Raw genomic sequence first — 6277 nt, 5'->3', positions numbered from 1 at the left:
TTTTCCCTATTGAGCCGTGTTTTTCCAACCAAAACTTGCCCAAGGTGCTTCTGGCACAGATCCCCCGGCTGCAATTTCCATCTCTTTCAGAGACTACCTTCATTCGGGCTTTATTCGCTATCGATCTATATTTTGCGCATTCGAAATTATTCTACACTATTTTACAGCGACACTGCAAAGAGAAAAAAGTTTTTCGTCGAAATCACTTTCTGGTTGAATGTCGAGGTTAAAAGGTGAAAGTTTTTGTGAAATATATGTCGAATTTGTTATACTCAAAATGAGAGTACTTTTTACAGAAGGGGGAAATGTCTATGGTTCTAAGAGTGAATCTTTCAACAAAAAAGGTGACAAAAGAGGAAATTGACGAAAAAGTTCTGGATGATTTTATAGGAGCAAGAGGTCTTGCAGCCAAAATTATCTGGGACGAAGTGAAAGATGTTGATCCATTTTCAAGTGAGAACAAACTGGTGATAGCCGCGGGTCCTTTCAATGGATTGAGGACACCGAGTGGAGGTAAACTCGTCATTGCTTCCAAAAGTCCTTTGACTGGCGGGTATGGTGATGGGAATATCGGTACGATGGCATCTGTTCACATAAGAAAAGCTGGCTATATGGCGATTGTTATAGAAGGGGCATCCGAGAGACCTGTTTATCTTTATGTAGATGATGATCATGTGAGTATACTGAGCGCTGAAGGTATATGGGGTTTGAGTACTTTTGAAACCGAAAGAAAATTGAAACAGGTTCACGGTGAAAATGTAGGAGTTTTGAGTATAGGTCCTGCCGGTGAGAATCTGGTGAAATTTGCAGTGGTGATATCTCAAGAGGGACGTTCTGGTGGAAGACCTGGTATGGGAGCGGTCATGGGAAGTAAAAAGCTCAAAGCCATTGTTGTGAAAGGGACAAAAGAGATCGAGGTGAAAGACAAAAAAGCGTTTGAAGAATACACAAAAGAAGTTTACAGAACCATTCCAAAGTTGCCAGCGTACGATTTCTGGATGAGACAGGGTACTCTGGCTACACTTGAATGGGCTAACAAAAACCGTGCATTACCCACCAGAAACTTTTCTCAAGTGAAATTCGAATATGCTCGGTCTGTTGACGGATATTCCATGGAAGCGATGAAGGTATCAAAAAGAGGTTGTCCAAACTGCAATATGATCTGTGGAAATGTTGTTCTTGATATGGAAGGAAAAGAGAGTGAGCTTGATTATGAAAATGTTGGTATGCTTGGTCCAAATACGGGCATGCCTTCACTGAACAAGGTGGCGGTTTTGAACAGATTAGCCGATGAACTTGGTATGGATACCATTTCACTGGGTGTCGTTCTGAGTTTTGCAATGGAGGCTAAGGAAAAAGGAAAAATAAAAGATGCACCAAGCTTTGGAGAATATGAAAAGACAGTTGAATTGACCAAGAAAATCTCTTACAGAGAAGGTGAACTTGCCAATCTACTTGCTGAAGGTGTCAAGGTAGCAGCAGAGAAACTGAATCTTGAAGATATCGCAATGCATGTCAAGGGTCTTGAGGTCTCTGCCTATAACTGTTACATATATCCTGCTATGGCTCTTGCCTATGGGACAAGTGCTATCGGTGCGCACCACAAGGAAGCATGGGTCATTGCATGGGAAATAGGCACATCACCTTTAGAGGAAGGTGCAACATCCAAGTATGTGATGACTTATTCACCAGAAAAAGCAGCCAAGGTCGTTGAACAACAGCGCATAAGAGGTGGCATGTTTGAAATGCTCACTGCATGCCGCTTGCCGTGGGTAGAACTTGGACTTGATCTTGAATGGTATGCGAAAATTTTGAGTGCGATAACTGGAAAGGATTGGACTTTGCCAAAGATTTACGAAGCTGCCGACAGAGTTTATTCTTTGATCAGATGTTATTTTGTCAGAGAATTCAAAGGAAACTGGAACAGGTACATGGACTATCCTCCAAGAAGATGGTTTGATCAACAAATAGATGGAATGAAACTTGAAAGGGATAAATACGATCAACTGCTCAGCGAATATTACAGATTGAGAGGATGGGATGAAAGGGGAATACCAACGATTGAGACGTTGAAAAAACAAAATCTCGGTTTTGTCATTGATGATTTGAGGAATGTTCTTGGCTAAATTTTTCCAAATACGATACAAATGCTTAATCTTATTTGAGAACAAATGTTGTATCTTCAATATGCAGTTGACAAGCAGTGTGCCAGAGAATATAATTGACAAGGATGTGGTGCCAGCGTAGCTCAACCGGCAGAGCGGCTGATTTGTAATCAGCAGGTTGGGGGTTCGAGTCCCTTCGCTGGCTCCAAAATGGGTGGTGAGGTGCCCGAGCGGCCAAAGGGGGCGGACTGTAAATCCGCTGGCGGAACGCCTTCGGAGGTTCAAATCCTCCCCTCACCACCATTTCTTACGAATAAGAGGTGTGAAAAGATGAGGAATAAGATATCTCTCAAGTGTTCGGTATGCGGTACCAAGAATTATTACACCGATAAGAGCAAAAATGCCAAGGAAAAACTCAGTCTTAAAAAGTACTGTCCCAAATGTGATAAGCACACAGTTCATAATGAGGCTAAGTGAGGCGCAGGGCCGTAGCTCAATTGGGTAGAGCACCGGTCTCCAAAATCGGGGGTTGCGGGTTCGACTCCTGCCGGCCCTGCCAATTTTTTGTATCCTGGAGGGATACGGATGGAAAAGATCAAAAAGTTTTTCAAAGAAGTTTTCAGTGAAGCAAAAAAGACTCATTGGCCCAATAGAAATGAGCTGTTGACCTCTACTTCTGTGGTTATCTTGATACTTCTTGTGATGGGAGTATATTTCTTCTTGCTCGATATGCTATTTTCAGGGAGTATCAGGGCGTTGCTTAAGGCTTTAGGTATAGGGTGATATATGTGAGAAAAAAGTGGTTCATTTTGAGAACCATGGCGGGTTTTGAACAGGCAGCAAAGGAAAACCTGGAGGCTAAGATAAAGTCGACAGGTTCTGATCGTTTTTTCGGTAGAATACTGGTTCCAGAGGAAACGATTCTCGATGCCACTGCGAAGTCTGTGAAACGCTATGCTGTTTCTTTGAATGCAAAAATAAATGTAAAAAACGGTTCTGATGTTGAAAAAGGTGATTTACTCGCTGAAGAGCCGGCAATACATGCTCGACACAGTGGTACGATAGTTAACATCAGAAATTACAGAAAAATTGTTGTTGAAACTATAGACAGAAAATATTCCAAAACCTATTTTTTGCCAGAGGGATCAAAACTTGAAACTGGTATAAAAGTTGGTGCTCGTATAAAACAGGGCATGCCATTGACAAAGGATTTTGAGTATATATGTGAACTCGATGGAAAGATAGTTGAAAACGAAAGAGTTAAACGCGTCGAAGTTCAGAGAGAAGATGGAGAGATAGATGTATATCACATTCCTTTAGAAGTTTTTGACTCGCAAAAGGTCAGTAAAGGTAAAAAAGTAAAAAATGGGGAGCTTCTTGCAGAAGGCAGAAAAATCTATTCTGATTCAAGTGGTCGTGTTGAGATAGTGGATCTTGGGACTCGAAAAGAGATTAGAATAGCCAAAACTCACAAAAGAAGATTGTTTCCTGGATATATTTTCGTTGAGATGATGATGAACGATGATACGTGGCAATTTGCAAAGACTGTGCCGAATATAATAGATTTCGTTTCGTCTGGTGGACAGCCTCTGGAATTGAAACCAAAAGAAGCCCGTGCCATTTTAAGGCTTGCGGGGTTAGAGACATACGAAGAAAAAGCAAGACCGGTCAAAGTTGAGTTCGGTTTTCACGTTGGTGATGTTGTGAAAATAACTTCAGGACCATTTGAGGATTTCGCCGGAGTGGTTAAAGAGATAGATCCAGAAAAACAAGAACTGCGCGTTGCAGTTACGATATTTGGAAGGGAAACACCGGTAACCGTCAAGACTTCAGAGGTAGAGAAGATTCAATGAGTGGGAGGGAATATTCCCAGACCACCAAAGGAGGGAAACTGAATGGCAAAGAAGGTTGTTGCAGAAGTTAAGTTGCAGCTTCCTGCTGGTAAGGCAACTCCTGCTCCTCCTGTTGGACCTGCTTTAGGTCAGAGAGGAGTCAACATAATGGAATTTTGTAAAAGGTTCAATGCCGAGACTGCTGACAAAGCCGGTATGATTTTACCGGTTATCATAACGGTCTATGAAGACAGATCTTTCAGTTTTGTTGTCAAGACACCACCAGCATCGTTTTTGTTGAAAAAAGCCGCTGGACTTGAAAAAGGTTCTGGTGAAACAAAGCGAAAGAGTGCCGGGAAAGTCACCAGAAAGCAGTTAGAAGAAATTGCAAAGATAAAGATGCCCGACCTGACTGCCAACGATCTTGAGGCAGCGGTTAAGATAATTGAAGGCACAGCCAGAAGCATGGGAATCGAAGTAGTAGAGTGATTTTGGAAAGGAGGAGGCGTATGCCGAAGCACTCCAGAAGATATCAGGAAATAAGAAGCAAAGTTGACAGAACACGGTTTTATAAAATTGACGAAGCCCTTGACCTGGTAAAGCAGACAGCCACGGCAAAGTTCGATGAGACCATAGAATTGCACATGTCAACCAACATAGATACAAAAAGACCAGAACAGCAGGTTCGTAGCACAATTGTACTTCCGCACGGAACAGGTAAAACTGTGAGAGTTCTGGTTTTTGCAAAGGGTGACAAGGCTGAAGAAGCAAAAAAAGCCGGGGCAGATTATGTTGGCGGCGATGAGCTGGTTGAAAAGATAGCAAATGAGAATTTCACGGATTTTGATGTGGCTATAGCGACACCAGACATGATGAAATCCATAGGTAAGCTGGGAAAGATACTCGGTCCGCGCGGTTTGATGCCATCGCCAAAATCGGGTACTGTGACTGAAGATGTTGTGTCAGCAGTTAAAGAATTCAAAATGGGAAGAGTAGAAGTTCGAAGCGACAAAACCGGTTGTTTGCATGTTCCAATCGGCAAGCGATCCTTTGACGTTTCCAAACTGAAGGATAATCTGATTTCTGCTTATAAGCAGATAATAGCTCTCAGACCAGCAGGAGTCAAAGGACAGTTCATAAAGAAAGTCGTTGTGACTTCCACGATGGGAGTTGGAATAAAACTCGATCAGGCTGATCTTGAAGCGGCAAAGTAAAGTGAATAAGAACGCCGAAGAAAGTAGGTTATAAGAAGAGGTACTCCCCGCCTACCGAGGCAAAGTTACAGATTACGCTTTTTGTGGCGTGGGGTCTCTTCTTGGGTAAGAGACCTTTTTTGTTGGAAGGAGGTGCGAAGTTGATAACAAAAGAGCAAAAGCAACAGATATTGAAAAAACTCAAAGAAGAATTCAGCGATTCTTCGATGATATTATTTGTGAACTACACGGGTTTTAATGTGGCAACAATGAGAGAAATCAGACGCAGGATTTATTCCAAATATCAGAGAAAAGCTCATTTTACTGTTGCCAAAAACACACTTATAGGTAAAGCACTGACGGAAGTTGGTTATGATCCAAATGAGTTTGAGAAAGTTCTGGCTGGACCAACAGCGGTTTTGTATGTTCGCTCCGATGACCCAATCGAAGCAATAAAGATTATCAATTCATTTGCAAAAGAAAGAAAACTTGAAGGGATCTTCAAGGGTGTCTATCTGGAGCGAAAATGGTTTGAAGGTGAACAGGTTAGCAGTCTGGCAAATCTCCCGACAAAACAAGAACTCTACGCGATGGTACTCGGAAGACTGCAGGCACCTATTACCAACCTGGTTTATGTCTTGAATGGAACTATTAGAAAACTCGTATACGTTTTGAACGCTGTGAAAGAAAAGAAATCACAATAGTGGAGGTGTGGTAAAATGACTGTAGAACAAATTGTTGAGGCAATTGAAAAGTTAACAGTTGCTGAGCTTGCTCAGCTTGTCAAGGCTCTTGAGGAAAAATTCGGTGTCACAGCGGCTGCTCCTGTTGCAGTTGCTGCTGTTGCTGCTCCAGCTGCGGGTGCCGCTCCACAGGCTCAAGCCGAAGAGAAGAACGAATTTGATGTGATACTGAAGAGCTTTGGTGCAAACAAGATAGGAGTTATCAAGGTAATAAGGGAAATAACAGGACTCGGTTTGAAAGAAGCAAAGGACCTTGTTGAAAAAGCAGGAAGCCCCGATGCTATTGTTAAAAGCGGTGTACCAAAGAATGAAGCAGAGGACATGAAAAAGAAACTTGAAGAGGCAGGAGCAGAGGTTACTTTGAAGTAATGTGAATAGCTTTTCTTGATGGCAAAAAATATGTA

General features: G+C 42.2%; 8 protein-coding genes, 3 tRNA genes and 1 other annotated feature. All 11 genes read left to right on the top strand.

Annotation, left to right across the window (positions count from 1 at the left end; translation table 11 throughout):
* The first annotated feature begins 311 nt into the window (after nt 1-311).
* The 11 genes from AC4E92_RS07395 to rplL all read left to right on the top strand — a co-directional run bounded on the left by AC4E92_RS07395 (nt 312) and on the right by rplL (nt 6242).
* Nucleotides 312-2126, top strand: coding sequence for an aldehyde ferredoxin oxidoreductase family protein (locus AC4E92_RS07395; protein ID WP_490239955.1), 1815 nt, complete (start codon nt 312-314; stop codon nt 2124-2126).
* 111 nt (nt 2127-2237) lie between these two features.
* Nucleotides 2238-2313 (top strand) — tRNA-Thr (locus AC4E92_RS07390).
* 8 nt (nt 2314-2321) lie between these two features.
* A tRNA-Tyr gene (locus AC4E92_RS07385) sits at nt 2322-2408 on the top strand.
* A gap of 27 nt (nt 2409-2435) precedes the next feature.
* Complete coding sequence (gene rpmG / locus AC4E92_RS07380) at nt 2436-2582, top strand: 50S ribosomal protein L33 (protein WP_490239954.1); 147 nt, start codon at nt 2436-2438, stop codon at nt 2580-2582.
* A 5-nt stretch (nt 2583-2587) separates the two neighbouring features.
* Nucleotides 2588-2664 (top strand) — tRNA-Trp (locus AC4E92_RS07375).
* Nucleotides 2665-2690: 26 nt separating this feature from the next.
* Nucleotides 2691-2888 (top strand): preprotein translocase subunit SecE, encoded by a 198-nt coding sequence (gene secE, locus AC4E92_RS07370; protein WP_490239953.1) that lies wholly within the window; start codon nt 2691-2693, stop codon nt 2886-2888.
* 5 nt (nt 2889-2893) lie between these two features.
* Complete coding sequence (nusG, locus tag AC4E92_RS07365; protein WP_490239952.1) at nt 2894-3958, top strand: transcription termination/antitermination protein NusG; 1065 nt, start codon at nt 2894-2896, stop codon at nt 3956-3958.
* Between the two features lie 42 nt (nt 3959-4000).
* Nucleotides 4001-4426 (top strand): 50S ribosomal protein L11, encoded by a 426-nt coding sequence (gene rplK / locus AC4E92_RS07360; protein ID WP_490239951.1) that lies wholly within the window; start codon nt 4001-4003, stop codon nt 4424-4426.
* A gap of 20 nt (nt 4427-4446) precedes the next feature.
* Nucleotides 4447-5151, top strand: a complete 705-nt coding sequence (gene rplA, locus AC4E92_RS07355; protein WP_490239950.1) for a 50S ribosomal protein L1 — start codon at nt 4447-4449, stop codon at nt 5149-5151.
* Nucleotides 5148-5281 (top strand) — a sequence feature (ribosomal protein L10 leader region). It overlaps the preceding gene by 4 nt.
* A gap of 10 nt (nt 5282-5291) precedes the next feature.
* Nucleotides 5292-5834 carry a 50S ribosomal protein L10 gene (rplJ, locus tag AC4E92_RS07350; RefSeq protein WP_490239949.1) on the top strand — a complete coding sequence of 181 codons (543 nt, stop codon included), beginning with the start codon at nt 5292-5294 and terminating at the stop codon, nt 5832-5834.
* Nucleotides 5835-5849: 15 nt separating this feature from the next.
* Nucleotides 5850-6242: a 50S ribosomal protein L7/L12 gene (rplL, locus tag AC4E92_RS07345; RefSeq protein WP_490239948.1), complete on the top strand. Its 393-nt coding sequence runs from the start codon at nt 5850-5852 to the stop codon at nt 6240-6242.
* Nucleotides 6243-6277: the final 35 nt, after the last annotated feature.

The sequence above is a fragment of the Pseudothermotoga sp. genome, from assembly GCF_031962025.1.
Lineage (GTDB): Bacteria > Thermotogota > Thermotogae > Thermotogales > DSM-5069 > Pseudothermotoga_B.
Note: the sequence above shows the minus strand (reverse complement) of the source record. Positions and strands in the feature narration are given on the sequence as shown.